The following is a 25441-nucleotide window of genomic DNA, read 5'->3' as shown; positions in this document are numbered from 1 at the left end:
GGTGCAAGCCGCATTAATAAAGTAGTAAGTGTGGCTGATAGGACGACAGTCTTTTCAGCCCTTATTAAAAATGCTGGTTTACGATGTATTCGGCATATTCACTGGTGAAGCCCACGCAGCTGAAATTGAGGATCTCGCCGGCGTAGAAGGTGTGCTGGTTTCCCTGTAGCTGATTGAGCTTGTCGTAAAACCCCTTGTTAAGCTCATCGGTTTCGACGTGGGGAAAGTATTTCCAGTGAATGAATTGATGGACAGACTCTATTTCGCCACCCATTTGATGGACAAACGTTCGCAGGTTGTCGGTGACTTCTTTTTCGCTGATGTTTTTATCGGTTAGAACATAAAAAGAGTAGACGGGCTGCCCGGCATGACGGTAGTACCAAAATACGGGGTGGCCTTCTCGCTCTCGACAAAAGTTCTCTGGCACGTAGCCGGTTTTTTCAACAAAATTGTTAACCGTGCAAAGAATGGTTTGGTAGTCCAGGTACTGGATTTTTTTAAACAGTGTCTGCTCTTGCAGGCTCAAGTCCATAAACAACGCGGTTTCGTCCAAAGGCGTTGTCACAATTAGTTTGTCGAACTCTTCTCTCCCGGACTCTGTGTCAATTGTTATGGTTTCAGCCCGGCTGATTTGGCTTATTTCTGCCTTGAATCGAACATCATGCTGTCTGGCGACACGAGTCCATAGCCCCTGTATGCCGTTGGGAAAGGTGTACACTTGATTTTTTAAGTAGGCAACAATCGTTTTCCAGTTGACGTACTTAAGGACATAGGCGGTTGGCACATGATCGGAATAACAGTAGCCAAAGCCGGAGAGAAATAAACTGAAGACATTGGCTAAATCACTAATTTTGTATTTTTTTGAAAATTGATCAAAGGGCAAGGTAATTGCCGGGGAAAGATTGCGAAACCCGGGGGACGCCAGCTCGTTGTACCGTTTGAGTATACGCCGATAGCGAAAGAACAGTTGCCAAAGCACTTTGAGTTTGAGCGCCAATGACTGCGAAGGGATGGGCTGGCCGTTCTGGTCAACGAAGATACTCTGGCCAAAATGTGCCCGTTCAAAGGGGATCGCATACTTTTTCGCCAACCGAAGAGGCACGGTGTTATTCTCGGTCAAAATTCCCGCCCCAAGTTCATAGGTTTTTGCGGCGATATCGACACTGAGGCATTTTCCGCCGGCATGATCGGTGCGCTCAAAGACAGTGATATGCTGATAGCCTTTTTGTTTCAGAGCTTCAGCAGCAGTGAGCCCTGCCGCGCCAGCCCCTAGGATGGCAATGCGCTGATTCAGATCTATCTCATTGTTTTGTTGACGGTCCATAGTAAATTTTTCTTTAAAATTGTCGACGCGCAAAGTAGCCCTGCCATGGTGCCGCCGGCGATGCTTGCCGTCATCACATCCTGCCCCGAGAGAAATAGATTGGTTACCGGGGTATGTATGCGCAGACATTTTTGCCGGAAGCGTTGCGGTGAGTGGGCGAGACCGTAGATCTCACCTTGCTGGTGGTGGGAAAAGTGGCTTGTACTGAGCGGGGTCGAGACTTCGTAATAATCGACTTTTCCTTTCAGCTGCGGAGCCACACGGTACAGCTGCTCTAACATTTGCTGTGCGAGATGCTCTTTGAGCGCATTATACTCTTCGCCCCGCTTCTGCCATGTTGTATTTTCCCATTGGGCAAACCAGCCATAGGGCACCAGAATCACCACTTCGGCGGTGCTTCTGCCGGGGTGTGCCTGCTGTGCGGCAGGATCTTTTGCCCAGGGGAACGAGACAAACGCGACCGGAAGCGGGCAGGAGAAATCCTTGTACTCAGCGCGCCCTCGGTCATGATCGTACTGCTGGGGAAAAATCCAGTAATTGCATTTGGGCAAGTTCAGTGCCGATGGCGGCTCTTTGATGCCGATATATAATCCGGCATGTGCCGTGGCAGGCTCGAACTTGTCTATGAGGGTGTCGAGCTGGTGCTGCTGGCGTACTTCATTAGGCAGCAGGCATGAGTAGGTACTGACAATGCCGGTGGCGCTGACAACCGTACTGGCGTAAAAGGCTTCACCGTCACTCATGCGGACGCCTATTGCTTTATTGTTTTCGACAATAATCTCGCGCACATCGGCTTGGGTTAGGGCCACCCCGTCCGAGTGCTCAATAATTGGAACAACACACTCGGCGAGTTTCGAAGCCCCGCCTACAGGATAACCGGCCCCTTCCATATAGTGATTGGCAAGCAGAGCATGCATATAGAAGCTGCTCTTCGATGGCTCTAAACCGTAATCACCATATTGGCAGGTTAATACACCAATCAGCTTGGGATTGTCAGTGATTTCCCTTAATACTTCCAATGTGGTTCTGTCGGATAGCTTGAGTGTGCTGCGGCGGAGAAAGTCGCCGAAGAGTTTAGCCAGAAACGGGGGGAGGGTTTTTTCGACATAATAGCCGCTACCAAGTTGTTGGGCTTGATCGAGTAAAGCGAAGTACTTGTCGATCGAGGCCTTGTCCTGCTCGGCGGGGAAGTATTGTTTTAGTTTCGCCTTAAGGTTTTCCCGTCCTCTGGGGAAATCGTATTCGTCGTCACCAAAGATTGCCCGGTCATAGATGTCATCGAGGGGGGCCCATTGGAGCTTGTCTTGCGAAATATAGCGAAACACCTTGTTTAGTGCAGTGCCCTTGATATGAACTTGCCCCACATAATGTAAGCCAACGTCCCAGGCATATCCCTTGCGGCTAAACGTATGGGAATATCCGCCGAGTACGGTATGTTGCTCTAGCAGAAGCACGCGCTTGCCGGCTTGGGCTAAAAAGGAAGCGGCACTCATTCCGCCGGTCCCAGAGCCGATTATGATGGTATCAAAGGTCCGTGTGTCTGTAGCTTGAGCCGATTTAATGTAATCCTTGTACCCTCTGCCAATCATATCGTGCACCTTTTAGTTAAGGTTGCATTACCATCAAAGTGCCAGCAAGTTTGACAAGTCCATCAATCCATACAACCCGCTAGGTAAAATCTCACTCTAATAGTAGCAGGCCAACTAATACGCTAGTGTAAATTTTGCGGGCGGTGAGACAGCAGTTGTAGTGCGAGCGTTAAGGTAGCGGTTGTCGCTTACAGGTGTAGTGAGCTAACCCGCCCTCTAGGTGCGGGTTAGCCGGTGTTGTTGTTTATCCTAGCGGGCCCATACCTCAATGATTCTGAAATTGTTCCATTCCCTTAGGCGCTTGTCGTCTGGGTCGTTGTTGCCGTTACAGACTAAGCGGATACTTTGGGCCGAAACACTCCCTAAAGGTAGTTCAACGAGCAGATCACTATTTCCCGGCGTAATGATTTCGGTGAGCCTGTTAAATACCGTTCCGTCCTCGCTATATTCGACGGTAAAGAAGTACTGACGTTGGTCTCCTTTGTTTTGCGCCACTTTCAAGGTGTGAAGCTGGTGTGGTTTGTCGAAATGTAAGGTAAAGGGAATCCCGAGTCCTTTGGCCGACCACTTGGTTGCTAATTGCCCATCAACCGCATGGATAGGCGGCTCATCATCTTTTTGTTGTTCGGCTTCAATGGATTGCGGGATCACTTGATAATCATCGACCCCGCCGCCGCAGCTTGTAAATAGCGGGAGTAACTGCGGGTTAAATTTTTCCAGAGCAGGGAATAGGTAGTCTAGGCCATCACTCGACACCCCCAACCAGTTGAGAAGCGTGGCATGAAGCTGATCACTGGCGAGGGTTGGGATCATTCGACCGCGACTGAGTGATTGCTCGCCATCAACCACGAGTGATGGCCATTGGCCAAATACTTGGCCGCCGTTCAAGTCCCCACTCATAACCAGGTGATTACTCCCCCAGCCATGGTCTGTGCCAGAGTCATTTGGTTCTAAGGTTCGGCCGAACTCAGAAAATGTAAAGGCCGTGACATTGTCGGCCAGTCCGTCATCCTTAAGCTTGCTAAATAAGGTGGCCAGGCTGGTTGCGAGGGTGTCTAATAGGTTGTGCTGATACTTTAGTTGATTTGAGTGGGTATCAAACCCTCCTAGATTGAGGGAGAAGCATTGAACGGCTTGTGATAACTGAGCTTGCTCTTTGATCATTTGGTAGACACGGCGACATTGCTTGCCAAAGTCGGAGCTAGGAAAACCAAGGTCATTATCATCAGAGATAATGCCACTGAAAAGCGCATATTGTTCGCGAGCCCTGAGGCTTTCAGTGCTGAAAAACTGGCGGTGAATATTGCTGTCTACTGAGTCTGTTTTACGGAGGTCATTGAATAGATCTTCCGCCTGTTGGTGGCCATCAAAGTTGAAGTTTGGTGGCAGGGAGTTACCCAACAGGTTGGGCGTGATGTTCCTTGAATACGCCCATATATTTGACGATGATGACATCGAGTACATCGACGAAGTGTCACTAAGGCTACTTAGCACTAAGTCAAGCCCTTCGCCGCCCCAGCCGTCTTGTTTGAGAGTTGCCCCTGTATTGGTTTGAACTATTTGCGATTGATAGTTATGTGCATAGAGCTTGTCGGGCAGCAATGATGGATCATTTTGAATCTGTGTCTTTGTCACTGGTTGTAACAGTGGACCTGTGTTTACGACAGGAGCGGCAAGCCCCAGATCGAAAAAAGGTTGCAGCGGGGCCAGAGCCGGATGCAGGCCAAGTTGGTTGGGGTCATCGTTTAGGTACAGCGGAATGATGTCGTCAATCGAGATCGCCAACTTTGCTCTGGCTATGGAATATTCGTGATAGCTAGCTGTCTCTCGTGGGATAAACATATTAAAGCCGTCATTCCCGCCCGACAAATTAATTGCGATGAGAGCTCGGTATTGTTTGGGTTCACAAGTACCGAAAGCTTGGGCTAGGGGGCTACTCATTCCCAGGGTAGAGATGCCAATACCACTGATACTTGATTTAATAAAATTTCGTCGAGATAGTTTCATAGCTTAACCCTGGGTGTGAAATGTAGGTGAAAAGATTAATTGGATAAATAGCTGCCACAGTCTGGTATTGCTATTTCGGTTGCTGGGTGTTGCTATGAGGTACTTGCGTACAGCTGACCGAACTTTTTCTGGCATGGTATAGCCAAATAGCTGCTGATCGAGTTTATCAATCAGTGCATCATCCTCGAAGTTTTCGAATAAGGATTTGAGCTCAGAAAAGTCATACTCTATTCCGTGTTGATGACAAGCCCGACGAATTTGGTCATGGTAGTAGTGGCAATCTATCCAGTTATAAACGGCAAATTCAGGACTAGCATGATTATCGAAATTACCGTCAGTCGGCGAGTCATCTGGTTGGTAATAGTAAAATACCGATGGTGCAGCCATTGGCCAGAAACGCTGCCCACGCCATGAATACAAATTATCCCAAATTAATTGCCCCGTTTTTCGCTGCATGCCCAAAGCACGGTGTGCGTGGATAAATACAATTTCTGGTTCACGCAGTTTTCCACCATATTTTCCGCCCACGAGCTGCGCTTCTTGATCATCTAGAATCGCGGTGATAGTGGCCGACATGTCGCCGTTGGTACGGTTAAATTCTGTCGCAACCCGTTTGACGTAGTCCGGACTCGGATTTGCAGTGACCATTTTTTTGATGAAAAATTTGGCAATAAATGGTGCGGTGTTTGGGTGGCTGCTGAGCATATCCAGCACCAGATGCATTTCATCTTTGGCACTCAATCCGGCAGGGATTTCCAATCCAAATACACTTTTACTGTCAGGATCGTGCGTCCCGCTATCGATCATCGGCTTGAGCCAGTCACTGTCATCAAGCTTCCAGCCGGTAAATACGCGGGCTAAGTTTTCAATGTCTTGCTGGCTATAACTTGGGGCTTCTCGACCAAGGTTGTCCATTACAGGTGTTCCATCCAGGTTGAGTAAATATGGCCCTATGGTGAAGAGCTGTAAAATCTCACGGGCAAAGTTCTCATCAGGGCTTTTTCCTTCGACATAGTTGTTATCTCGGTAAGTTAAAAACTCACCCATGACCGCGTGCTGAGCCATAGCACCAAGCGTGGTTCTGAACGTGCCGAGGCAATTATTGGCTAATTGGTCATAGTAATGAGCAAAAGCAACTTTCTTATCATGGCTGCTTAAGGTCGGTACTCTTTTGCTGACAACGAATAACTGCGTGAAGATATAGGCGATACGCTGACGTAAAATATCTTTCTTTTCAACGGTCATGTACATCCAACTACAATTCAGGTGGACGTCAGTCCAACCGGGCTTAGAATGGTTTTCTTGCTGGTACTCGAAAAGACTTTGCCATGAAGTCGGAGTTAGTTTTTTTTGGCTTTCAACCCATTCTGAAACACTTGAGCATGAGATAAAGTTATTTATATCACTTTCGGTTGGACCAAAAGTACTTTGTACTAGTGTCCGATAAGCTTGACTATAATGTTCTGCCATTACTTTTCCTAGCGTATATATTTAATATATTGATTAGTGAACAAGCTGTATTTGCTAGCTATTATTGCTTTTATGTATGTAAATATATCAATTGCGAAAGTGATAGAAAGAACGTCGATATATAAGTGAGAAATTATTTCCAGAATTACTTGTACATTAATGAATTTACCTATCACTAACATTCTTGAGTAAGCAAGTTATTGGAGGTAACGACTTCATGAAAACTAAAATAACCAGGAATAGCAGAGCCATTGTTTGTGGTAATTAATCGTTATCTACGGTTGATAGTGACGATGACATGCCACTCCATTCTTTTCATTGTTGTTTAGGGGCTGTTCTGGGTAGCAATTGCTGGTACTACTGCCTCTTGCCCCATCGAGATCTGATTTAGAAGCCTAGGGTATTACCTCGATGTGATGTAACACTTATCCTGCAACAATCACTGTAACAAAAACTGTAACACCTCCTGTGGTATCAGTTTGTGGCTTGGCTTCAATATCCCAAGTGCCATGATGTCTGGAATGGAAAGAACAGCATGTTTGTCGATTATTTGTGCTTTTTATGGCTTTTTGATGTGGTAATTGATTGTTTTGTATTCGTTTGTGTGTTTTTTTCTTGATTACGTGACTGTGCTTTATTTGCTGCTCAATGAATATTTTACTGTAACAGTTACAGTTATGTGCGGTTGATCACTTCTTTTGTTCCGGTATGTGGTTAGTATTCTTGCAAGTTTCATTCGGTATTAATTAGGCAGTATGATGTTAAATACGACAGGACATAAAATTTGGCAGTCGCCAGAAGTGACGGGGATCAACCGCTTGAAAGGGCATGCCCCTTTATTTAGCTGGCGCTCCGAGCAAGCAGCATTGAAAGATTCATCCAGCTCATCCGTAATGCCGCTCGATGGTGAATGGGATTTTGCGCTGTTCGAATCGCCAGAAAGTGTTCCGGAACAATGGCATAAGCAAGGTCTCGCAGAGAGCAGTAAAATTACTGTTCCAGGTAACTGGCAGCTGCAAGGATACGACCGCCCGATTTATACCAATGTAAAATACCCTTTTCCGTGTAACCCTCCTCTTGTGCCGGAAGACAATCCAACAGGTTGTTACTATCGAACCTTTAACGTGCCATCAGGCTGGCAGGAGAAAACACAAACACGCATCGTGTTTGATGGGGTAAATAGTGCGTTCTCACTTTGGTGTAATGGGCGCTGGGTTGGCTATTCTCAAGACAGTCGTTTGCCAGCTGAATTTGACCTGTCGTCTTACTTGATTGAAGGAACTAACACCCTTGCTGTAATGGTTATGCGTTGGTGTGATGGTAGCTATATGGAAGGGCAGGACATGTGGTGGTTGAGCGGTATTTTCCGCTCAGTAAAACTGCTCAATAAACCGTTATCCCATATATCAGACGTCAATGTTACCCCCGACTTAGATGCCAATTACCTTGATGGCAGCTTGAAAGTCGAGGTACAGGCTAACTGTGCTGATAATCACTCGGTTCGCGCCACGCTTTACGATAGCGATGACTGTGTCGTTGTGACCCAAAGCATGGTGATGGGAACGAAGCCAATCGATGAAAGGGGAGCATACAAAGACCGATGCATGCTCAAATTAGACGTTAGCAATCCTCAAAAGTGGAGCGCGGAACAGCCTAACCTGTATCGTGTGGTTGTAACCTTGGTTGATCCAGTTGGCGGTGATGTCGAAAGTGAAGCTTATGACGTGGGTTTCCGAAAGGTTGAAGTGCTGGATGGGCAACTGTGCCTGAACGGTAAGCCATTGGTGATCCGCGGCGTCAATAAGCATGAACATCATCCGACCAAAGGCCATGCTGAGCCGTTAGCAATGGTTGAGCACGATCTTAAGTTGATGAAGCAGAATAACTTTAATGCAGTACGTTGTTCTCATTATCCTCATCAGCCAGGCCTATACTCCCTTTGCGATCGACTGGGGTTGTATGTAATTGATGAAGCGAATATTGAAACCCATGGTGTTTCTCCAATGAGGTATCTGGCCGATGATCCTCTCTGGGCGAATGCGTTTCTTGAACGTATGATCCGCATGGTACAGCGGGATTACAATCACCCCTGCATTATTATCTGGTCGCTAGGCAATGAGTCTGGCTATGGTGCTGCTCATGATGCGATGTACCAGTGGACTAAACGTCGTGACCCATCCCGCCCGATCCAATATGAGGGAGGAGGCTCCGATACCGCCGCGACCGATATTATTTGCCCAATGTATGCGAGAACCGACCGCGATCAAGAGCAAGGTCATAGCGATGATCCCAAGTGGTCTCTAGAAAAGTGGGTGGGGTTACCAAATGAAAACCGGCCAATTATTCTTTGTGAGTACTCCCATGCGATGGGTAATAGCTTAGGGGGCTATAAGGAATACTGGGACTGCTTTAGGAAACACAAGCGTCTTCAGGGCGGCTTTATTTGGGACTGGGTCGATCAGGGCTTGGAAAAAACCAGTGATGATGGCCTGCAGTACTGGGCTTATGGGGGGGATTTCGGTGATGAAATCAATGACCGCCAGTTCTGCATTAATGGCCTGGTATTCCCCGACCGCACTCCTCACCCTTCACTACTTGAGGCCAAGCGAGTACACCAGCCTTTCCAGTTTGAGGTTGTTAGTTTCCAGCCACTTACTGTCAAGGTGCACAGCGAGCACTTATTTGTGGCAACAGCTGACCATTACCTTTCATGGAAAATCCATAGCGAAGGTGAAGTAATTACAGCGGGTGAGCAGGACTTGCATCTGGCACCAAATAGCTGTGGTGAATATGTGCTGGCCGAGCAGTCTGTTGATATGTCTCAGCAAGCCTACCTTGATATTTCGGTGGTGCAACGCGGTGAAACCCGTTGGTCGCCAGCGAACCATACGGTTGCCCAGCATCAATGTGCTCTGCCTAAGAAGTTGCCGAGTGAACTTGCCGTGTCTAAGAGCTCAAGCAATGCTGCTTTTACCGAAACAGAGACAAGCTGGCAAGTGATGTCGGCAGGGCAGAGTTGGGAGATTTGTAAATCGACAGGTTTGCTCACGCAGTGGGAGAAGGATCAGGTACCGCAGCTCTTTTCACCTTTGGTTGACAATTTCTTCCGCGCTCCAATAGATAATGATATCGGTATCAGTGAAGTGGACTACCAAGACCCAAATGCCTGGGTGGTTCGTTGGCAGCAGGCTGGACTGTTTGACTTGAGCCATCGTTGTCTGTCACTGGAGGTTTTGCCAGAGCGAGGTGAAGTGATTGCCCATCATGGCTACTCGAGCAAGGGCAACTTGTTAATCACTACCTGCTGGACATGGCATTTTGTCGGGAATGGTGAGGTGAGAGTAAATATTGATGTCAAATTGGATCCGGCTTTGCCTCCGATGCCGCGTATAGGCGCCGTGATGCGCTTGAATACCGCACCTGAGCAAGTCATGTGGCAAGGGCGGGGTCCTCACGAGAATTACCCGGATCGCAAGGCAAGTGCTGACATTGGCCGTTGGCTACAGCCATTAACACAGATGCATACGCCATATATTTTCCCTAGCGATAATGGGTTGCGCTGCGATTGTACCAGCCTGCAGCTTGGTACGGTCGAAGTTGGTGGGCAATTCCATTTCAGTGTCTCGAAATATGGACAACAGCAATTAGCCGAAGCCAAACATACCTTCGAGCTTCAGCCGCATGATGGCTTGTATGTGTATATTGATGGTTTCCATATGGGGCTTGGCGGTGATGATTCTTGGACGCCGAGTGTACTACCGAAATATCGACTAGAACAGCCTGAATATCAGTGGGCTATCACTTTGAAATAATAAATAAACAAAACTGCCTGCCTAGAAATAGGCAGGCGTATTTTCAATCCATATAACAAAGGTTACATTATGTCTGAAGGCGTAATATCGTTAAAAACTAAAGTGTCTTATGGCTTAGGGGCTTTAGGTAAAGACTTTGCTTGTTCGATTATTTATATATTCCTGATGTTTTATTATACCGATGTTGCTGGTATTCCTGCGGCATTTGTCGGTACGCTATTTTTAGTCGCCAGGTTTGTTGATGCCGTAACAGACCCTATTATGGGAATGGTGGTAGATAATACCCGTTCACGATTTGGTAAATTTAGGCCTTGGATTGTCATTGGCACCTTAGTCAACTCGGTATTTCTGGTGATGGTGTTTAGCACCCATTACTTTGAGGGGATGGCTTTATATGTCTACGCCACGGTTACCTATATACTCTGGGGTATTACCTATACCATCATGGATATTCCATACTGGTCGATGATTCCATCCATGTCGAAAGAACGGGCAGAGCGTGAAAGGCTGGTGGTATGGCCGCGCCTGTTTGCCAGCTTTGCTTGGATGTTAATGGGTACTTATGGCCTCTATGTGGTTGGTTTCTTTGGTGGTGAAGACAAAGGCAGTGGCTTTTTATACTTGAGTCTTGCAATTGTCGTTGCGTTTATTGCCAGTGCGCTCATTACTTTCTTTAATGTCAAAGAAGTCATAAAAGATAAAAAAGTTACCACCGAAAAATTTAGTCTTCATGATGTGAAGAAGATTATTAGTGAAAACGACCAGCTTAAATCTCTCATCGGCGTTGTCTTAAGTTTTAATATTGCCATCCAGCTGGTTGGTGGATTTGCTATTTACTACTTTACTTATGCTATTGGTCGAGAAGACTTATTCCCGATGTTTGCACTACTTTCGGGTGTGGCTGAAATTGCCGGTGTATTTTTATTCCCTCGCTTGTGTAACATCATTAATCGAAAGCATATGTGGTTGGTGGCATGTGGCTTCCCAATGCTCTGTAGCGTAGTACTTATTTTTACTGGCCTGTTCGCGCCAGAAAATGGCATTTTGGTTGGTGTCGCCGGTGCGGCATTGAAATTCGGTGGCGGTCTATCCAATGGTCTTTCAACGGTTATGCTGGCAGATGTTGTGGATTATGGTGAGTATAAAACTGGCCACCGCAGCGAAAGTATTATCTTCTCGGTTCAGACTATGTTGGTGAAATTCGCCGGGGCCCTGTCAGGCTTTTTCGTGGGTATCGGACTTACCATGATTGGCTACGTTCCGAATGTTGAGCAGGCAGCTGAAACAATTCTTGGCTTGCGCATCTTGATGATTGGTATTCCGACATTGTTGGTCGCAATGAGTGCATTTATCTACGTCAAAACATATAAGTTAAACGGCGAATACCAGCGTATGGTCGTTGAAAAAATTACAGCAGTATAAATAACAATATAAAGGGAAAATTATGAAACACCTTAGTAGCCCTACACTTTTAGCTTGTGCTTCGTTACTTGCATCGACATCTGCATATTCGGCTTATGTTGAAATCGGTAGTGAATATGAAGATTGGGGGGACCAGCCTCAGCGTACGAACCATGTGCCATACGTTGCCTTCGAATTTAATCCAGTCGATGATTCATCGTTGTTTTTATACGCTAACTTTAGTTATCGTCATATGGACCAGAGTGATGAGCGAACTTGGAATAACCGTGCCCGTCAGGATCTAGCAATTGGCTTGTCTGAATGGTACGAAGATATTGGTCTTTGGTGGGGACCGAAATTTCAAATACGTAACGAGATGTATGCCAATGATACGCGTCGTACCGAATATAGATTCTACAATAACATGGCGTATCGCCTAGCCGAGGACTACGAACTGATCCTTGACGGGTTTATTGCTCCTGTCGGCACCCACAATCGCCCTCGAGGAGAGGATTGTGTCGGTGAGAACGGTTGCCAAGATCCTGCCAATAACGATCGCAGAGAGGACTACTGGGACTACTACCATGAGCTAGATTTTGGCCTGCGCACCCATCTGTCTTGGGATAAAACGTTACAAACAACGCTATACAGTGAAGTAAGCAAGCAGAATGATTATGGTGATGATAATCGGTACTGGGAAGAAAATAAGCGAGTTGAATGGCAGCTACGCGTAAATTATACCCAAAGATTCAATGATCTGACATTAACCCCTTTTGTGCGCTACACGTTCCATCGTGAAGCCGAAAGTGTGGGCTACGGGAATAAGGATGAGCTGAGAATACGTGCTGGTTTATGGGGAGATTATAAGCTCGACGATAAATCAAAACTATTATTTGAAACCTATTATCAAACGGAAGATAAAGAGAACTTCGAGAATGATTGGAATCAGCAGCAGTGGACGGATGACTACTTTTTCGTAAAGTTGGCCTATCGTCGTAGCTTTTAATACATGATGCTCTTCATTGAAAATAAATAGTACCCGAGATAAAAAATGAAAAAATTATTATTGTCCATGGCAGTTGCTTCAGTACTGTCTGCACCTGGCTTTGCTTCAACGCTCGATATTGATATTAATGACACTAAGCAGACCATCCACAGTTTCGGAGCGTCGGATGCCTGGTCTATCAACCCTGCGATTAACAAATGGCAGTCTGAAGGCAATGAACAGGCGATTGCTAACCTAGCTGATATGTTGTTTTCCACTGATAAAGGTATTGGCTTATCAGCATGGCGTTTTAATATCGGTGCAGGTAGTGCAGAGCAGGGCGCGGAGAGCTTCATCCGTGACCCATTACGTCGGGCCGAGCTACTCGTTCCTGAGCAAGGTGGTGAGATCGACCCAACTAAGCAGCGAGGTCAAATCCGCTTCATGCAAGAGGCTCACCAGCGGGGCGTGAATAACTTTATCGCGTTTTCAAATAGCCCACCGTATTACTTGACCAAAAATGGCCTGGCGCACCCGACAGCGGCAGATGGTGTGGGTTCAACAAACCTAAAACCAGAGCATGTTGATGATTTTTCAGACTTCCTTGTTGATGTGCTGACTTACCTTCGCAGTGATGAAGTGGGCGTGCCGGTGAACTATATCAGTCCGATTAACGAGCCAACATGGGAATGGGAGGGGCAAACCCAAGAGGGGAACCGCTATAACATGAAGGAAGTGAAAGCGGTTTATCGAAGCTTGGATAAGAAGCTAACCGATGCAGGGCTGCGTGCCGATATCCATATCGATGGTGGTGAGGTTGTGGAATACACCGCGGCATTGCGCGACTCCTATAAACGCAACTTTAATGGCTCATCGCAGACCAATGGAATGAATTCTCGTGGGGTCGGTTTATACCGCAACTATATTGATGAATTACTTGGTGATGAGGAAATCCGCGATATTATCGGCAACCAGATCTCGTTGCATGGCTATTTCTCTGATGGTTGGTCAGATCGCCTCGGTAAACTGCGTGATATGACCTACGACAACGTCAAGGCAGTATCGCCAGATGCCCAAATCTGGATGAGTGAAATGAGTATTCTTGGCGGCGCGGGCGGCGTCCGTGATTTTGACGGTCATGGTTTTGATGTCAATGACATGGACTACGCATTGCATGTCGGCAGGATCATTCACCGCGACCTAACCAGGTTGAATGCATCGGCTTGGCATTGGTGGCTGGGTCTGACCCCTTACGATTATAAAGATGGTATGGTGAAAATTGCGCCTTCGCTTGATGCTAATACGGTTCAAGATTCCAAAATGATGTGGACTGTGGGTAACTACAGCCGATTCATCCGTCCAGGCTATCAACGAGTGGAGCTTGGTGGCTATGATGATTTGAAAGGGCTTATGGCGTCAGCCTATCTTTCACCACAAGGCAAAGAGTTGGTCGTTGTGATGGTCAATATGGGAGATACAGCGGAAGGTGTGGATCTTGATATTGGCAACGAGGCCAAAATCAGCCAACTGACAACTTACGTAACGAACAAGGAATACGATCTCGAAGAAGTCGCCCTGGCGAAGAAAGACGCCGAGTATGTCGTACCTCCGCGTTCGACAGTCACTTTCGTGGCAACGCTATAACCACTAGTACTGCCAGTTAATAAAAAGTCCGCTATCAAATAGCGGACTTTTTTTATTGTTTGGCGACAGAGTCTCTTGGAACTAAGGTCGGAATATAGACATTGTTTGCCGCATCATCGGGCGTTTGCATTGATGCCAACTCGATTGCCAGCATCGCTGCTTGCTCAGCCATGATTTGAATTGGATAGCGGACTGTTGTCAGTTGTGGCTGAAGGTAGGTCGCAATTCCGGCATCGTCATAACCGATAATTGAGATGTCTTCCGGCACACGAATATTATTGGCTCTCAGGACTGAAATAGCGCCGGCGGCCATAAAATCGTTGTAGGTTGCTACTGCAGTAATTGGCAGGTTCTTAGCGAGCAGGTTACTCATCGCCTCCGCTCCTCCGGCTTCATCGGGCTCGCCTGACACAACTAAGGCATCGGAGTACTTGAGGTTATTATCTACCAGCGCTTGTCTAAAGCCTGCTTTTCTGTCAATGGAATCATCAATGTTATGGCTTGATGCAAGATAGCCAATATTCTTATGGCCTTGCTGAATAAGGTAGCTCACTGCTTGATAGCTGCCTTTGACATTATCGAGTGAAATACAACGGTCGGCTATGGCGGGTATATGACGGTTGATGATCACCAAGCCAGGGATTTGATCGGCAAACTTGATGAGTTCTTCATCACTTAAGCCCTTGGCATGCACAACGAGAGATTCACAGCGATTTTTAACCAGCAGTTCTATCGCTTCACGCTCATAGTCTGCATTATGGTAACCATGGCTGATGAGGATCTGGCGCTTTTGCTCCCTTGCCACTTTATCGACCGCTTTTACCATCAAACCATAAAATGAATTCGATACATCGGCAACTAAGACACCAATGGAATGCGCAGAGTGGGCATTGGAAGACTTGCTTTTTTCTGTCGGGTTATAGCCAAGCTTTTTCATCGCCTCATTAACCGCTTTAATCGCTGTCTTGCTAGTGTGTGGCAGCCTGTTGATTACCCTAGAAACAGTAGCGACGGAAACATTGGCTTCTTTTGCGACATCTCTGATATTTGCCATGGTGAAACTTGCTTATTCGATTTGCTAAAGGGCTGAAAGTATATCATAAAAGGGATGCAACTATACTTATCTTCCTCAGAATCAAATCTCATTTCACATGTTGTCGGCTGGTGTTTGTTTGTTAAAGCCGAGTCTCTCAATCGCTTTGACTGCGGATAGCAAATCAAGAGTTTTGCGTTATGCTAAACACTTGGCCAACGGTTGTGTTAAGCGACGGCAAATGGTGCGGCGGTTGCGGTGATATTGCTGAGTTGGGTGTTGTGCTATTAAGCAAGCGAGGATGAGCGTATGGGGGCTGAATATAACCCGCCTGAAGTATGGACGTACGACAATGAAAATGGGGGAGAGTGGGCGAGTATCAACCGGCCTGATGCAGGGGCCAGGTATGAGCAGGATTTGCCTATCGGCTCTCACCCCTTGCAGCTTTACTCGATGGGTACGCCGAATGGCCAGAAGGTCACCATCATGCTGGAGGAGTTGCTGGCTGCTGGGGTATCAGAAGCCGAGTATGATGCGCATTTGGTGCGCATCGGCGATGGTGAGCAGTTTTCATCTGGGTTTGTCGAGGTCAACCCCAATTCTAAAATTCCCGCGCTGGTCGACTACTCGGTAGAAAAGCCGATTAATGTGTTTGAGTCTGGGGCAATCTTGCTTTATCTGGCTGAGAAGTTTGGCCATTTCCTTCCCCAACAGCTCGACGCCAAAACAAAGGTGATGAATTGGCTGTTCTGGCTACAGGGCTCTGCACCATATCTCGGTGGCGGTTTTGGCCATTTCTATGCCTATGCGCCAATGAAACTTGAATATCCAATTGATCGCTTTGCCATGGAAGCCAAGCGCCAGCTTGATGTACTCGACAAGCAGCTTGCAGACAACGCCTTTGTGGCCGGTGATGAGTATTCTATCGCCGATATGGCAATCTGGCCGTGGTATGGCAATCTGGTGCTTGGCAAGCTGTATGATGCGGCGGAATTTCTCCAAGTCGAGCAGTACACCCATGTCGTACGTTGGGCGAAAGAAATCGAGGTTCGTCCAGCTGTCCAGCGGGGCCGAATGGTCAACCGCACCTGGGGGGAAGAGTGGGAGCAGGTGGCAGAACGCCACAGCGCAAGTGATATTGATGAGGTGCTGGCGCTGAAGCCTTCTTCATCTTAAATAATGCTTGCAAGTACCGATGATGGTGAAGGTGTTACTCTTGCTTGCGAACCGCTGTCTCCTTGGGGCTGCCCACTACCGAAAAGGTAGTGGGTTCGATGGTCAAAGCGTTTATGCTGTGAGCATATGTGCTCGGCAACGAGGGTGATAGCCTACTGTTTTTTCAGTTGTAGGTAGCTCAGTACTGAAAGCAGGGTAAAGAAAGCGGGATCGCTCCAGCCGAAGCCAGTAAATATCCCTTTAACGCCAGCATAAACAGTAATTATGGCACCGAGAGCGTTGTTGACCAGTAAAGCGGCAAACAGTCTTCTTGCCACTGCACTGGGCGCAATGTCTCTGAGCATCAGGCTGACTGCGGCGATTCCGCCGAGAAAGATACTGGTATGCTGCGAGAGGAAATACGCATATTGGTCATTGAGCTCGACACCATACATTGGCCACATTAGGCCAGGTACAAAGAACAGCGCCAGGGCAAAGACGAGGTAAATTGCGCCATGCAGAGTTAAAAAGGTTTTGTTGTTCATCGTTGCCTCACTGATTGACCGGGCCTTCATTTATTGAGGTTAGCGGTTGGTTGATGTCAAAAATCTTCCCCCGAACTTTATTGATCCCCATTTGCTGTAAACGAGCTGTGTGCATATCTAGGTATGTCTGTGCACTCGCTTGGTCTTCAAACAGATAGATACCGCCACCTAGCTGATCGTTTTCACTCTCTGTCCAGATCTTCCAGATCATGCCCGGTTCATTGTTAATTGACTCGGCAAGGCCAGCTAATGCACTGGACAGTTCTTTACCAAACGGACCGCTAAACTCAAAATCAACCTGTAGTAGTTTCGCCATTGTTATATCTCCACATTGGAACAAGCCAGCTTCATCGGCTTCGTTTTAAATTGTGGGATCATTCTGATCTATAAAAAACCAACAGAAAAGTTCATAATATTGCGGGTAAATGTGGAATATTTAGACATATGAGATTAAAGACCACTCTCGATCAATGGCTGACGCTGCAGGAGATTGATCGTGCTGGCAGTATTCAGGCAGCGGCCACCAACTTGAACAAAAGCCATACCACGCTTATCTATGCGGTGAAAAAACTCGAAGAACAATTAGGGGTTTCATTGGTAGAAGTGCAAAAGCGAAGGGCCGTTCTCACGGAGGAGGGGCAGGCGTTACTGCGCAGGGCCAATGCCATGCTTGAGCAGGCGCGTGATTTGGAGGTGATGAGCGAACAGATAGCCAAAGGGATAGAGTCTGAAATCACGATTGCTATCGATCACCTTTGTGATCCGGCATGGCTATATCACCCGATGGCGGAATACTTGTCGCAAAACAGCACGACGTCGATTCAGGTTGTGGAAACCTCGCTGTCTAAGACCCAAGAAATGGTTACTAGCGAGCAAGCGGACATCGCTATCATTAATCTGCCGGTTACCAACTACCCTGCTGAAGCTTTTGGGGTGATTTCCATGGTTCCAGTTATCGCTACACATCATCCTCTGGCACAAAAAACGTCACTTTGCTTTGGCGATCTCTCTACCACCAGCCAGATTGTGGTCCGTGATTTAGGCGGTGAACGTGATAGAAACAGTAAGCAAGATATTGGCTGGTTGAAATCTCGCCAGCGAATCACGGTCGATAATTTCGACCATGCTTTTCGAGCCGTTGAGCAGGGGGTGGGATTCTGTCGTTTACCAGAGCACATCGTAAAAAGCCGTGCTGGTGACAGCATGGTAGTACTCAGCATAGAAAACGCCGAACGTTATCAAGTGCCGTTGCACCTGACTTTACCCAAAGGCGTGAAAACAGGCCCGGCAGCAAAATGTTTCTATGATATGTTGCTGAATGCAGGTAGAAAAAGGCTCAACTGACAAACCTTCTCTGGATTAAACTCAGACGGCTGCTATTCAATATCGAGTTTGTGTATCTCGGCCATTGTTAGTCTTGTTTTTTGTGTTTTTTGCACTCTGGTTGCTGCTTGAGTTCATCCAGCCATCTGCGGTGGTAGGAATGGATATTGCGGCTGGTGAAAAACTTGGTCAGCCAAGTCATGCCGCCGCGTTGGGTCGACTCAGTCAAGATAAGGCAGCCCTTGTCGGTGGGCTCCAGCAGCCAAGCATGGTACATGTCGACATCACCGCATTTGCCTTTCCAGGCGATCCGCTTATGGGGGAGATACTCTACCACCGTACAATCAAAGTGCAGGGTGCGGGCTTTCCAGCGAAAGATTGTGCCCTTGTGCAGCTCCACACCATCGCCATTGAGGATCTGAACCGAGGTTTGGGCTCGTCCCCATTGCGGCCAGCATGGGGCATGGATGAGACATGACCAGATGGTTTCGGCCTCGGCGGAAATGAGCGTTTTGTTTCTGACATGCAATTGCGCATTCTTTGGGTGGTAATATTCAGGCCAATGGATTTCCTTGCTGGTCGTCATTGTCAGCGCCTTTTACTGTAAGGTCTTTAAAGACTAATACGAATAGCGTGTTTGCACTAGTTGGCTGCCGCAATGGCCGCGAGCGAATCGTTATTCTCGGCGCAGGTATTTTCCCGGGGTCACACCAAATTGTTTTTTGAATATAGAAACAAACGCAGACACGGAGTCGTAACCACATTCTAGGGCGACGCGGGTGACGGCATGGCCCGACTCCAGCTTGTTCAATGCTTCTAACAGTCTCGCCCTCTGGCGCCACTGCTGGAAGGTCAGTCCGGTTTGCTGCTTGAATAGCCGGCTGACACTTCGTCCTGACAAACCAACGAGCTCGCCGAGCTGCTCGATGTCCCTTGGCTCTTCTGGGTGCTGCTGGAGGTGCTCGGAAAGCGTAGTAAGTCGCTTATCGCTGGGCATGGTTAATTGGGTCGATGCGGGTGGCAGACAGGCAATTTGGTCGATCAGCACCTGTGCCAATCGGCCATCAGCACCGCCACAATCATAATTGGCCGGAAGAGTGCAGAACTGGAGAGTCAGTTCACGGACCAAAGGTGTAATACTGCACACCCTAGGACTGCGCCACTCTATTTCGGCGAGCGAACTGGTCTCGATATACAGGCTGCGCATTTGCGCGGCGCCGTTGGAAATCACTTTGTGCTCGATTCCCTCGGGGATCCAAATCGCAAACTGTGGCGGAGCAACATATTGGCCTTGCTGGGTATGGACGATGAGCATGCCTTCAACGGCATAAGACCATTGCCCCCAGTCATGGCTATGCCAGTGGGTCTGGCTGCCCGACTGCTGCCAGTTTTCGACACGGGCATAGACCGGGCGGGGAAGTGCCGATAGCGAAGGTACTGGCCGGTACTGCCTCTGGAGTTTGATGCTTGTCTGCTTGCTCATGCCGAGCCTTCCATCTTGGTTGGCGAATAAAAATTTAGGTTGCTTTGTCCTGTTACCGATAAAAGTTATCTTATTTGCGATAGCAGGAAATCATGACCAGCGTATCCTATTACCGTACAGTTGCCAACCGATGGCATGTTGCCACATCAATCTCGCTGAGGTGGGGAAGGTTGAAGTTTGGTATGAAAGGTGAGTCAAGTGATTGAACAAGTAATAAATTACTTTAGAAAAGAATGGTTTCTAACGGGAATGCTGATTGCGGTGGCGCTCGCTGCAGTGATGCCCTCGGTCGGGCAGTCGGGTGGGGTACTCCATTTGGATAAAGTGACCGCCGTGGGGATTGCCGTTATCTTTTTCCTCCATGGTATTGGCCTGTCGCCGCAGGCGATCAGGGCGGGTATCACCAACTGGAAGCTGCATATCTTCGTTCAGAGCGCAACCTTTGTCGCTTACCCTCTGCTCTGGCTGATTTTCGGCAATATCTTCCATGCCTTGATGCCGGCGGCGCTGGCCTTTGGCTTTTGCTACCTGTTTGTCCTGCCGAGCACGATTTCTTCCTCGGTTGCCATGACCAGCGCCGCGAAAGGCAATGTCCCGGGGGCAATCTTCAACGCATCTTTGTCCAGTGTGCTGGGGGTATTGATCACGCCGTTATTGATCCAGTGGTTTATGGGGATGGATGGGGTCGAGATGGACGTTGTTGATACCGTGGTATCGATTTCGTCCATGCTGCTGCTGCCAATGATTGTCGGCCAGTTGCTGCGCCCGGTACTGCTTCGCTTCTTGGAAAAGCGCAAGGCAGTCATCAACAAAATCGACAAGTGGGTGATCCTGCTTATCGTTTTCAACGCCTTCAGCGATTCAGTCAAGGACGGTATCTGGACAGATTTTGCCTTTAGTACTTTGGCCATGACGCTGTTAGCAGCCACGTTAATCTTGTTGGTGGTGGTGCATAGCATGCAGTGGATTGCCCGCAAGGCCGGTTTTAGCCGGGAAGATGAAATTGCCGCTGTGTTTTGTGGTACCAAGAAAACCTTGGCAGCCGGGGTGCCGATGGCGAAAGTGATTTTTGGTGCCAACCCTATGCTGGGTATGATGCTGCTGCCGATTATGTTCTACCACCAAATCCAGATCTTCTACTGTGCCATTCTGGCTAATCGCTACGCCAAGGCCAGTGATGAAGTGCAGGCGGCTTCTCAACCAGCTAAAGTGAGATAATGGCTCGCACTGGCAATCCCCGGGAGTGTACCTGCCGGGGATTTTTCTAGTGAGCGGCTGCTCGGTGTTGCTGGAGCCATTTGGGGGCAAAGGTATTGATGGCCGTCGCCAGAGCGATGAGGCTAATTCCTGCCACCTTATTTATGCTGAGGGTTTCATCAAAAAAGCTCACTTGCCAAATGAGTGCAAACAACAAATTGGTGAAAATCAGAGGTGCCAACTGGGAGCCAGAGAAGGCCAGCTTATAGGCTTTGGCGCGAAACATTTGGGTACTGACTATGCTAATTGCCAGTGTTGCGAGTAGTACCATCAGCGTATTGCTGTCAAAAGGGTTGGAGGCAACCAGCAGGCTACCAGCGGAGAAAACCTTGATAGTGGCGACAGGGAGTATGATGAATGCTGCCAGCATAAAGCACCATCCATTAAGGGCCGCTGGTGGCAAATCCGATTTAGCTCCCTTGAACAAGGTTACTTGAGAGAGGGCATTGAACCCACCGGCAGCCAGGCCAACGAGCAGCTCAGGCCGTAATTCTATTCCTGCTGGATTTCCGGCCTGAAGCAGTACACCGCAAAATGTCATTGTCAGACACATTAAAGTGATACCCTGAATAGGCGTGCGATACATCAGTTTTTCTAACACTGGAATAAATAATGGCCCGGTACTGAATAGCACCACACTTTCAACCAAGGTCAAATTGTTCAACGTTGCCAGAAAACAGAGCTGGCTACCGACTACGCACAGAGCACGAATGATAATGGGACGGCTATTGTGTTTATTAGGAACAACCCAGCCGGATGCTTTAAGCATCAAGAGCATGATTGTAGCGGGAAGGAAGAATCTCAGGAAACCGAGCACTTCGATGCTGAAACTGTCAGTCAGTAATTTTCCCATTAGGCCATTGAGCGACAGACTCAAAGTAGAGATCAGCATGAAAAGAACAGGCCTGAGGTCTGTGGGCATGTGTTTGTTCTCCAATTCTAAATAAAAAGGGCAGTATTTTTTACTGGTAGGGCTGGTTTTGGCCATGAATGCCTTTGAGTACTGGAACTGCGCCAGGGCTTTATATGGTTTGATTTTAGGTTGCTTGTACGATGGAAAAAAGCGAGTAATACTGACTGAAATTGTTAGAAAAACTTACATATGAGAAAGCTGGTTCCCCTAAAATCAATTTATGCATTTGTCGCTGTCGCAGAAACCGGCAGTATGACGGAAGCTGCCGAGTTATTGAGTGTTAGTCATTCAGCCGTTAGCCAAGCGATAAAGGCTTTGGAAGCTCAGCTTGATGTAAGTTTGTTCCGTCGGGTCGGGCGGCGGGTAGAGCTCAACTCGGTGGGGCGCAAGTATTACCGCAAAGTCGCACCAGCCTTGGCTCAGATTGTCGAAGCCAGTGAGGCGATTGCCCGTAAGCCACAAGGTAATCGTATTACCTTGAATATGGTCAACTCCCTGGCGCTGCATTGGTGGATCCCCCGCGTTCCTGACTTCAACGTATACGCTCCGCATATTGATATCCGTATTTCCAACATCATCCATGCCTTTGACTTGGAGAGGGAGGGGGTTGATGTGGCTTTGCTCCACGGCACGACCGATGAGTGGCAGGACTATTACTGTGAAAAGCTGGGTGACGATGAACTCATTATGGTGTGCAGCCCGCACCTGTTGGAAGGAAACCAACAGGCAACGCCCCAACAGCTATTGGCGAAATACCCGGCTATTTTTGCGACCAATCCACGTCGGCAAAATGACTGGCAAGTGTGGTGTGAACACCATCAGTTAGCGGTGCCAAGCCAACAGAAAAACTTAACCTTTAGCGCTTCGGTGCAAGCGGTACAGGCAACAATAAGAAGGTTAGGGGTCTTGATCACCCACAAACAGTTCGTGCGGGATGACATCAAGCACAATATGCTGGTACAGGTTGGCGAACCGGTATTGAACCCTCATCAGGAATTCTATTTTGTCTGTTTGCCGGAAAAGCTCAGAGAAGAGAGTGTGCTTACTTTGAGAAACTGGTTTCGAACGCAATTTGGGGCGGCCTAACAGTGAATAGCAATTAACGCGTTACGATTAGTAGGAGAAAAATATTCCACTTTTCAAACAATTTGCAGAGAACAAAGAAAACAAATTCTCCTGGTTGCTGGGTATATTTCTATCCAAGATGAGGGCTTAGTGAAGACGCCACTGATGTTTACTAAGTCCAGTACCGCAAAAAGGAAAATACGATGACTCAAACAATCAATACCGTGAATGCCCCAGCGGCTGTTGGCCCATATGTACAAGGTAAGCACTTCGGCAATATGCTGATCACCTCGGGCCAACTTCCTTTGAATCCAGAAACAAACACCATGCCAGAAGATGTAGCAGCACAGGCTAAACAGTCACTGGCCAATGTGGAAGCCATTGTGAACGAAGCCGGAATGACTAAAGCGGATATCGTGAAGGCGACTGTGTTTGTCAAGGATTTGAACGATTTTGCAACGGTCAATGAAGTTTACGCGGCATTTTTTGGTGAAAACTGCCCAGCCCGTAGCTGTGTGGAAGTGGCTCGCCTGCCACTTGATGCGAAAGTAGAAATTGAAGTGATCGCTGTGAAGGGGTAATCCTCTTATGTAGCGCCAACTTGCATTGAAACGCCCACCGGTTGGTGGGCGTTTGTTTGAGCTGAGACTGAAAATTAAATCTGCTTCCAAGGATCGCCTTGGGTCGGCTCGTTGCCCTGAGACCACCATTTCGCTTCATAGTTAGCGCCTTTGTAGCTGACTTTGTCGCCGGTCAGATAGACTTTGGTGACATCCCAGGCAGGGAAGTCGCCATCGACAGGTGGCTCCGGCGGATCAACGGGGTCCAGTTGATCTACAATCTTCACTGCCGGCCAGTTAGCGTGTGACTCATAGAAGTTGGAGACGCACAGTTCGTAATCCCCTTCAACCAAAGCAGAGTAAGCCGTCTGGTAGCCTACCAGCTTACACTCGAACGATACGCCACCAGGGCGGTCGGCATGATAAGTCCAGTCACCGTCCCAGTTGGTATAAAGGACATCGGTTGCCCCTTGAAGGTTCAAGCTGGCATACGGAGTTTGTTGCCAGCAGGTGTTCTTCTCATCGGCGGGGACTTCGATTTGATAGTGGTTGGATAGCCCTTCCCAGTAACGGATGCGGTTTACCGGTTGCCCCTTATCAGCATTATGCTCGCCACACTCTATCCCGCCATTGATGATGTTGATGGTGGTACCAAATCCATAGCCGATGCCAGCATCGATCTCGCGCTGCGAAGGCACCCATGTCCGGTCGATCACATGGAGCATGGCAGGCTTAGGGGCCTGGGGTGTCATGAAGAACCAGATGGCAGAAGCCAAGTTAAGCCAGGAATCTGCGACGAGGCCGGGGTTATTGAGTAGTACGGTCGCATCGCCGTCGAACATGACTTCAGAGAAGGCACCATAGTTGAAGTGATAGGACAACTGCTTGGCACCGCGGCCAAAGTAACCCTGGTTCTCGGCGCATGGCCATTTTTTATTTTGCCAGTCATTCTGGCCACAGCCGGTGGTATAGCCCGGTTGCCCTTCCGACCATCCCATTTCGCGGACATGCACAAGTGCTTGCTGCCATTCTTCCAGCCCGAGCGGGTTATCCCAGGTATTATCGACGGCGATATGCCCGCCGGTCTCCTGAGCAAAGTGGGCGAATGCCGTTATGATGGACTTCTTGCAGATGGCGTCGGCGTCGCGCCCGTCGGTGTAATCACCACAGAATGCTGGAAATTTACCGATAGCTCGAAGGAATCGGGTATAGGTGTATTCTGGGGCAGCCATCTGGGTGAGGTAGTGCCACTCAGTTTCCGGAAAAACTTTCTCGGCGCGGATCACATTGGCCGGGTTCGAAGCCAAGCCCGGTAGGATGGCCTCCACCTTGTCATTGGGCAGGGTAGTCAGAGCCTTGGCCCAGATGTCATACATGGGATCAGCCGTTTTAGCTTGCTCTGTGGCCAGTACATCGGCGCGCAAGACAAGATAGCCTCCTGGGGTATTCGGATCCGGCTCGATAGTCATAGCAAAGCTGCTGGCGGTCATCGCGCAGCCTATCAGGGCAACGAGAGTGTTCTTTTTCAACATGTCATTATTCCTTTAATTCAGAATTAAGTCTCTGTGTTGTGCTATTCCATGCTGGACCTGTGTGACTTCTGATGTTGACAGTGTCGCTCAAAATGACTCAGGGTGTGCATGAGCGTCATAGGTATGATGAGCCCTATTTGCGAGCACAATGTATTTGAAACCCACTAACTATAAAGTGATTGGGGATGATGAGTTAGGCCTGCTGGGATGGTCTGATTAACTTCATTTACGTTCATTTTCCAGCTTAAAAAACCGAGTATTTGATTTCTTGCGAGGTTATTTACTAATAACGGGCTTTGATTTCTGCTGAAGTAGGGGTTTGTCTGGCTGCGTTACAGGCAAG

The 25441-nt window shown here is 48.1% G+C and carries 19 protein-coding genes and 1 pseudogene; 9 read left to right on the top strand and 11 right to left on the bottom strand.

The window, feature by feature from the left end:
• Positions 1-64: 64 nt before the first annotated feature.
• The 4 genes from PTW35_RS24765 to PTW35_RS24750 all read right to left on the bottom strand — a co-directional run bounded on the left by PTW35_RS24765 (position 65) and on the right by PTW35_RS24750 (position 6390).
• The gene (locus PTW35_RS24765) at positions 65-1324 is read right to left on the bottom strand and encodes an FAD-dependent oxidoreductase (RefSeq protein ID WP_281027901.1); all 1260 of its coding nucleotides are present in this window, start codon (positions 1322-1324) and stop codon (positions 65-67) included.
• Positions 1297-2913, bottom strand: a complete 1617-nt coding sequence (locus PTW35_RS24760) for an NAD(P)/FAD-dependent oxidoreductase (protein ID WP_281027900.1) — start codon at positions 2911-2913, stop codon at positions 1297-1299. Before PTW35_RS24760 ends, PTW35_RS24765 begins: the two co-directional genes overlap by 28 nt.
• A 249-nt stretch (positions 2914-3162) precedes the next feature.
• Positions 3163-4920 carry a DUF1501 domain-containing protein gene (locus tag PTW35_RS24755; protein ID WP_281027899.1) on the bottom strand — a complete coding sequence of 586 codons (1758 nt, stop codon included), beginning with the start codon at positions 4918-4920 and terminating at the stop codon, positions 3163-3165.
• A gap of 3 nt (positions 4921-4923) precedes the next feature.
• Positions 4924-6390 carry a DUF1800 family protein gene (locus tag PTW35_RS24750; RefSeq protein WP_281027898.1) on the bottom strand — a complete coding sequence of 489 codons (1467 nt, stop codon included), beginning with the start codon at positions 6388-6390 and terminating at the stop codon, positions 4924-4926.
• Between the two features lie 755 nt (positions 6391-7145).
• Between PTW35_RS24750 and PTW35_RS24745 the strand changes: the two genes are divergently transcribed.
• The 4 genes from PTW35_RS24745 to PTW35_RS24730 all read left to right on the top strand — a co-directional run bounded on the left by PTW35_RS24745 (position 7146) and on the right by PTW35_RS24730 (position 14232).
• Complete coding sequence (locus PTW35_RS24745; RefSeq protein WP_044620704.1) at positions 7146-10202, top strand: beta-galactosidase; 3057 nt, start codon at positions 7146-7148, stop codon at positions 10200-10202.
• Between the two features lie 69 nt (positions 10203-10271).
• Positions 10272-11624 carry a melibiose:sodium transporter MelB gene (gene melB / locus PTW35_RS24740; RefSeq protein ID WP_044620705.1) on the top strand — a complete coding sequence of 451 codons (1353 nt, stop codon included), beginning with the start codon at positions 10272-10274 and terminating at the stop codon, positions 11622-11624.
• A gap of 22 nt (positions 11625-11646) precedes the next feature.
• The gene (locus PTW35_RS24735) at positions 11647-12609 is read left to right on the top strand and encodes a hypothetical protein (protein ID WP_281027897.1); all 963 of its coding nucleotides are present in this window, start codon (positions 11647-11649) and stop codon (positions 12607-12609) included.
• 45 nt (positions 12610-12654) lie between these two features.
• Positions 12655-14232, top strand: a complete 1578-nt coding sequence (locus tag PTW35_RS24730) for a glycoside hydrolase (RefSeq protein ID WP_281027896.1) — start codon at positions 12655-12657, stop codon at positions 14230-14232.
• 52 nt (positions 14233-14284) lie between these two features.
• On the opposite strand, the gene PTW35_RS24725 is transcribed toward PTW35_RS24730, so the two are convergent.
• Entirely contained in the window at positions 14285-15286 is a 1002-nt protein-coding gene (locus PTW35_RS24725; RefSeq protein ID WP_044620708.1) for a substrate-binding domain-containing protein, read from the bottom strand.
• Between the two features lie 288 nt (positions 15287-15574).
• On the opposite strand from PTW35_RS24725, the gene yghU reads away from it, so the two are divergent.
• Entirely contained in the window at positions 15575-16441 is an 867-nt protein-coding gene (yghU, locus tag PTW35_RS24720; protein WP_281027895.1) for a glutathione-dependent disulfide-bond oxidoreductase, read from the top strand.
• 152 nt (positions 16442-16593) lie between these two features.
• Here yghU and PTW35_RS24715 read toward each other — a convergent pair whose 3' ends face one another.
• Together PTW35_RS24715 and PTW35_RS24710 are read right to left on the bottom strand one after the other, a co-directional pair.
• A complete protein-coding gene (locus tag PTW35_RS24715; protein ID WP_281027894.1) occupies positions 16594-16965 on the bottom strand; it encodes a hypothetical protein in 372 nt (123 codons plus the stop codon).
• Between the two features lie 7 nt (positions 16966-16972).
• A complete protein-coding gene (locus tag PTW35_RS24710; RefSeq protein WP_044620711.1) occupies positions 16973-17281 on the bottom strand; it encodes a monooxygenase in 309 nt (102 codons plus the stop codon).
• Between the two features lie 128 nt (positions 17282-17409).
• On the opposite strand from PTW35_RS24710, the gene PTW35_RS24705 reads away from it, so the two are divergent.
• Positions 17410-18309 (top strand): LysR family transcriptional regulator, encoded by a 900-nt coding sequence (locus tag PTW35_RS24705; RefSeq protein WP_281027893.1) that lies wholly within the window; start codon positions 17410-17412, stop codon positions 18307-18309.
• A 67-nt stretch (positions 18310-18376) separates the two neighbouring features.
• Here the strand turns inward: PTW35_RS24705 and PTW35_RS24700 are convergent, their stop codons facing one another.
• Positions 18377-18874: an SRPBCC domain-containing protein gene (locus PTW35_RS24700; RefSeq protein WP_281027892.1), complete on the bottom strand. Its 498-nt coding sequence runs from the start codon at positions 18872-18874 to the stop codon at positions 18377-18379.
• Positions 18875-18964: 90 nt separating this feature from the next.
• Positions 18965-19771 (bottom strand): helix-turn-helix transcriptional regulator, encoded by an 807-nt coding sequence (locus PTW35_RS24695; protein ID WP_281027891.1) that lies wholly within the window; start codon positions 19769-19771, stop codon positions 18965-18967.
• 198 nt (positions 19772-19969) lie between these two features.
• On the opposite strand from PTW35_RS24695, the gene PTW35_RS24690 reads away from it, so the two are divergent.
• Complete coding sequence (locus PTW35_RS24690) at positions 19970-20989, top strand: bile acid:sodium symporter family protein (protein ID WP_082060440.1); 1020 nt, start codon at positions 19970-19972, stop codon at positions 20987-20989.
• Between the two features lie 46 nt (positions 20990-21035).
• Here the strand turns inward: PTW35_RS24690 and PTW35_RS24685 are convergent, their stop codons facing one another.
• Entirely contained in the window at positions 21036-21950 is a 915-nt protein-coding gene (locus tag PTW35_RS24685) for a DMT family transporter (protein ID WP_044621834.1), read from the bottom strand.
• A gap of 180 nt (positions 21951-22130) precedes the next feature.
• On the opposite strand from PTW35_RS24685, the gene PTW35_RS24680 reads away from it, so the two are divergent.
• Together PTW35_RS24680 and PTW35_RS24675 are read left to right on the top strand one after the other, a co-directional pair.
• Entirely contained in the window at positions 22131-23027 is an 897-nt protein-coding gene (locus PTW35_RS24680) for a LysR substrate-binding domain-containing protein (RefSeq protein ID WP_281027890.1), read from the top strand.
• A gap of 182 nt (positions 23028-23209) precedes the next feature.
• Entirely contained in the window at positions 23210-23587 is a 378-nt protein-coding gene (locus PTW35_RS24675; RefSeq protein ID WP_044620717.1) for a RidA family protein, read from the top strand.
• Positions 23588-23664: 77 nt separating this feature from the next.
• Here the strand turns inward: PTW35_RS24675 and PTW35_RS24670 are convergent.
• Positions 23665-25098, bottom strand: a pseudogene (locus PTW35_RS24670) (chitinase); the annotation flags it as partial.
• Between the last annotated feature and the right edge of the window lie 343 nt (positions 25099-25441).

Source organism: Photobacterium sp. DA100, assembly GCF_029223585.1.
Classification (GTDB): domain Bacteria; phylum Pseudomonadota; class Gammaproteobacteria; order Enterobacterales; family Vibrionaceae; genus Photobacterium.
This window is presented reverse-complemented; position numbering and strand designations above follow the sequence as displayed.

Bases quoted from the DNA above. Each gene is read 5' to 3' on its own strand.
- PTW35_RS24765 (WP_281027901.1), bottom strand. From the start codon at position 1,324: ATGGACCGTCAACAAAACAATGAGATAGATCTGAATCAGCGCATTGCC.
- PTW35_RS24760 (WP_281027900.1), bottom strand. From the start codon at position 2,913: ATGATTGGCAGAGGGTACAAGGATTACATTAAATCGGCTCAAGCTACA.
- PTW35_RS24755 (WP_281027899.1), bottom strand. From the start codon at position 4,920: ATGAAACTATCTCGACGAAATTTTATTAAATCAAGTATCAGTGGTATT.
- PTW35_RS24750 (WP_281027898.1), bottom strand. From the start codon at position 6,390: ATGGCAGAACATTATAGTCAAGCTTATCGGACACTAGTACAAAGTACT.
- PTW35_RS24745 (WP_044620704.1), top strand. From the start codon at position 7,146: ATGATGTTAAATACGACAGGACATAAAATTTGGCAGTCGCCAGAAGTG.
- melB (WP_044620705.1), top strand. From the start codon at position 10,272: ATGTCTGAAGGCGTAATATCGTTAAAAACTAAAGTGTCTTATGGCTTA.
- PTW35_RS24735 (WP_281027897.1), top strand. From the start codon at position 11,647: ATGAAACACCTTAGTAGCCCTACACTTTTAGCTTGTGCTTCGTTACTT.
- PTW35_RS24730 (WP_281027896.1), top strand. From the start codon at position 12,655: ATGAAAAAATTATTATTGTCCATGGCAGTTGCTTCAGTACTGTCTGCA.
- PTW35_RS24725 (WP_044620708.1), bottom strand. From the start codon at position 15,286: ATGGCAAATATCAGAGATGTCGCAAAAGAAGCCAATGTTTCCGTCGCT.
- yghU (WP_281027895.1), top strand. From the start codon at position 15,575: ATGGGGGCTGAATATAACCCGCCTGAAGTATGGACGTACGACAATGAA.
- PTW35_RS24715 (WP_281027894.1), bottom strand. From the start codon at position 16,965: ATGAACAACAAAACCTTTTTAACTCTGCATGGCGCAATTTACCTCGTC.
- PTW35_RS24710 (WP_044620711.1), bottom strand. From the start codon at position 17,281: ATGGCGAAACTACTACAGGTTGATTTTGAGTTTAGCGGTCCGTTTGGT.
- PTW35_RS24705 (WP_281027893.1), top strand. From the start codon at position 17,410: ATGAGATTAAAGACCACTCTCGATCAATGGCTGACGCTGCAGGAGATT.
- PTW35_RS24700 (WP_281027892.1), bottom strand. From the start codon at position 18,874: ATGACGACCAGCAAGGAAATCCATTGGCCTGAATATTACCACCCAAAG.
- PTW35_RS24695 (WP_281027891.1), bottom strand. From the start codon at position 19,771: ATGAGCAAGCAGACAAGCATCAAACTCCAGAGGCAGTACCGGCCAGTA.
- PTW35_RS24685 (WP_044621834.1), bottom strand. From the start codon at position 21,950: ATGCCCACAGACCTCAGGCCTGTTCTTTTCATGCTGATCTCTACTTTG.
- PTW35_RS24680 (WP_281027890.1), top strand. From the start codon at position 22,131: ATGAGAAAGCTGGTTCCCCTAAAATCAATTTATGCATTTGTCGCTGTC.
- PTW35_RS24675 (WP_044620717.1), top strand. From the start codon at position 23,210: ATGACTCAAACAATCAATACCGTGAATGCCCCAGCGGCTGTTGGCCCA.